The sequence below is a fragment of the Mesorhizobium sp. M1A.F.Ca.ET.072.01.1.1 genome (genome assembly GCF_004023325.1).
Taxonomy (GTDB): Bacteria; Pseudomonadota; Alphaproteobacteria; order Rhizobiales; family Rhizobiaceae; genus Mesorhizobium.
The window spans coordinates 1-3,068 of record NZ_RZSF01000527.1 but is presented as its reverse complement, the minus strand read 5'-3'; the positions used below and the strand labels follow the sequence as shown (position 1 = coordinate 3,068).

Sequence of the window (3,068 nt, the reverse complement as noted above, 5' to 3'; positions counted from 1 at the left end):
CGCCGGTGGCGGTCTGGTTCACCTATGATCCGCAAGCGCGACAGGTGATCCGCAACCGGTTCGCGGCGGAACTGATGGGCCTGTCGACGGAGTCCCGGAGATCCTTTGGGACGCCCGACCTGGTGATTGATACGCTGGCGTACAAAGACGGCCAGACCATCAGCCGGGAAGACCGTCCGCTGAGCAGAGCCATGCGCGGCGAGGAAACTGACAGTGAGGAATTCGCCTATACGCTGCCATCCGGGGTGCAACGGTACCTGCTTTCCAGCGCGCGGCCCGTCCGCGATGCGGCAGGCTCGGTAATAGGCGCTGTCCAGATCAGCCTCGACATCTCCGAGCGCAAACGGAGTGAGGAGCAGCGTCAACTGTTGATCAATGAACTAAACCACCGGGTCAAGAACACGCTGGCCGTAGTTCAGGCAATCGCGAGCCAGACGATGCGCAGCGCAACTAGCCTCGCGCTCGCAAAGGAGGCGCTTTCGGCCCGGCTGGTTTCGCTGGCAGAAGCGCATGATATCCTCACCCGGGAGAATTGGAGCGGTGCCGATCTCAGCACGCTCATTGCCGCCTCGATCGACCCGCATGCCTCTCTCGATCGGTTCGATCTCACAGGCGAGCCGGTTTGGTTGCCCTCGAACGTGGCGCTTTCCTTCGCGCTGGCCATTCATGAACTTACCACGAACGCCATCAAATATGGGGCGCTCTCCAATCCTACCGGATCGGTCTCGATCTCGTGGCGGTTGGAATACGTCGATGGGGGCCGAATTCTGGTCCTGGAATGGTGCGAGGAAGGCGGCCCGCCGGTCGTGCCTGGCAAACACGGCTTTGGTACGCAACTCCTGCAGCGAGTGTTCGACAGCGAAAGAACGGGCGGGGTTGAGCTGGTCTACGATCGCTCCGGGCTGCGTTGCATTTTTAAGGTGGGATTGGACCGCAGCAAGTAGCGTAAGTGCCGACGCAAACACCAGACGGCGACGAGACCCGCGACGTCTTTCAGCATTACCACCTAGGAAGAACGGAGAGTTTGGCCCGGGAATTTAGGGGGTGCCTGTTCCGACAACTTCCAAACGTCTAATATGCCCAAATGCAGCGGTGTCGCATCGCCTTCGGTCCGTTCGTGCTCGATCCCGACATGGGGACGCTTCTTAAAGACCAGATCCCGATCACTGTTGGGCATCGTGGGCTGACGCTGCTTGCTGCGCTTACCGCACGGCCCGGTGAGATCCTGACGAAGGCCGAGCTGATGGACGCTGCCTGGCCGGGCACCGCCGTTGAGGAAGGCAACCTTACCGTCCAAATCGCGACGCTGAGAAAGGCACTCGGTCCGGCTGATAACGGCGGTGAGTGGATCGCCACAGTGCCTCGCCTCGGGTACCGCTTCACGGGGACTGTCGAGCCGGTGGCGAGCGCGTCCTACGGGGCGATCCCACCGCCCGGCAAGCCGTCGATCGCGGTGCTGCCCTTTGTCAACTCGGGCGGCGATCCGGACCAGCAGTATCTCAGCGACGGCATAACCGAGGACATAATTACGGAGCTGGCCAGGTTTCGCTCCCTGCTCGTCATCGCACGCAATTCATCGTTTCAGTTCCGTCACCCGACATTGGACACTGCCGAAGCCCACCGCAAGCTCGGAGTTCGCTACCTTGTCGCAGGCAGCATACGAAAGCTCGGTGATCGCATTCGGATCACCACACAATTGATTGATGCCGCCACTGGCACCCACCTTTGGGCCCAACGGTACGACCGGGCCCTCGACGACATCTTCGCATTGCAAGACGAGGTTGCGGCTCTTATCGCCTCGATGGTCGAAGGCCAAACGGAGGCCGATTCGGCGAGCCGCAGCAGACGCAAGCGTCCGACCGATTGGGACGCATACGACTACTACCTGCAGGGGCGCGCGCACTTCTACCGGTATGAACTGGACAAGTCCGAGCCCCTCTTCGCGCGGTGTGTCGAGCTCGATTCGGCATTCGCTCAAGGTCACGCCTTCCTGGCGCAGGCCCTCGTCGGCAGATTTTGGTACGACAACGATCTGCGGACGCTACAGAAGGCCTGGGACGCCGCTCGAACGGCGCTCGCTCTCGACAGGAGCGATGGCGTCTGTCACCAGAGCATGGGGCTGGTGCTTACGCACATGCGCCAACACAGCGATGCGGGAGTGCATTTCGAGCGAGCGCGCTCGTTGAACCCGCTGGACGTGAACATAGCGGGGGATTACGCAAGCTGGCTCAACTACGGCGGGCGGGCCGAGGCGGCGCTCGACGTGCTCGAAACAGCGCTCCTGCGCGAGCCGGTACCACCGATGTGGTTCTGGGAGGTGAAGGGTAGCTCCCTTTTCCTGCTTGGAAGGTACTCGGAAGCCGTCGCTTCGTATCAGAAGGCTGGCGACCAATTCTTCGTCCATGCTTTCCTCGCAGCGTCTTACGCACATTTGGGCGAGACGGAGAAGGCGCGCGCTGAAGTCGAGGAGGCACTGACCAGGAAACACGACCTGACTCTCCGGCTGATTTCAAATCTCCCGTTCGCCGAGCATGTCGCCCTCGGGCTTTTCACATCAGGCTTCAGAAAGGCCGGTTTTCCCGCCTGAACGCACCCCAGGGAAGGCTACGTTCACACTCGGAGGGATGGATGCTTTCCCATCTCTCAAATTTGAATGCGGGTGCATCTCGTGCGGCCCACAATAATGCATGCCGAACTATCTGTTCGAAGTCTTCCGAAATGGGCAAAGCCTCGGCGATGCTTGGGTCGACCTCGGCAATCTCACCGACCTGCGACGAGAAGCGCTGAAGGCGCTTCACGATATCGCTGCAGACGAAATCGCCTCAAGCGACTTGGATGAGACTGTGACCGTTGCCGTTCATGACGAAGCCGGCAGGCCGGTATATTCTGCAAGTCTCACCGTCTCGCAGCCGCTGCCCGCCTTCAACGGCTAGGAGTGGTGCGCTCATCCTCCAGCGGCAGGAACGCGCCCGGTCGCAGCGAAGCCGGAACTGGCAGTTTGATGAAGGGGAAAGACGGTAGCGGAAGAGAGCGTTTCCTGCCGCTGGAGGATGAGCGCACCACTCCTA

Annotated in this window: 3 protein-coding genes; all 3 read left to right on the top strand. The window is 61.0% G+C overall.

What is annotated here, in order from left to right:
* Positions 1 to 944 (top strand): HWE histidine kinase domain-containing protein (locus tag EOA32_RS35645; protein ID WP_128374184.1); only part of this gene is annotated, 944 nt, incomplete at its 5' end.
* A gap of 173 nt (positions 945 to 1,117) precedes the next feature.
* A complete protein-coding gene (locus EOA32_RS35640) occupies positions 1,118 to 2,587 on the top strand; it encodes a winged helix-turn-helix domain-containing tetratricopeptide repeat protein (RefSeq protein ID WP_245499506.1) in 1,470 nt (489 codons plus the stop codon).
* A gap of 100 nt (positions 2,588 to 2,687) precedes the next feature.
* The gene (locus EOA32_RS35635) at positions 2,688 to 2,933 is read left to right on the top strand and encodes a hypothetical protein (RefSeq protein WP_067000612.1); all 246 of its coding nucleotides are present in this window, start codon (positions 2,688 to 2,690) and stop codon (positions 2,931 to 2,933) included.
* Positions 2,934 to 3,068 lie beyond the last annotated feature (135 nt).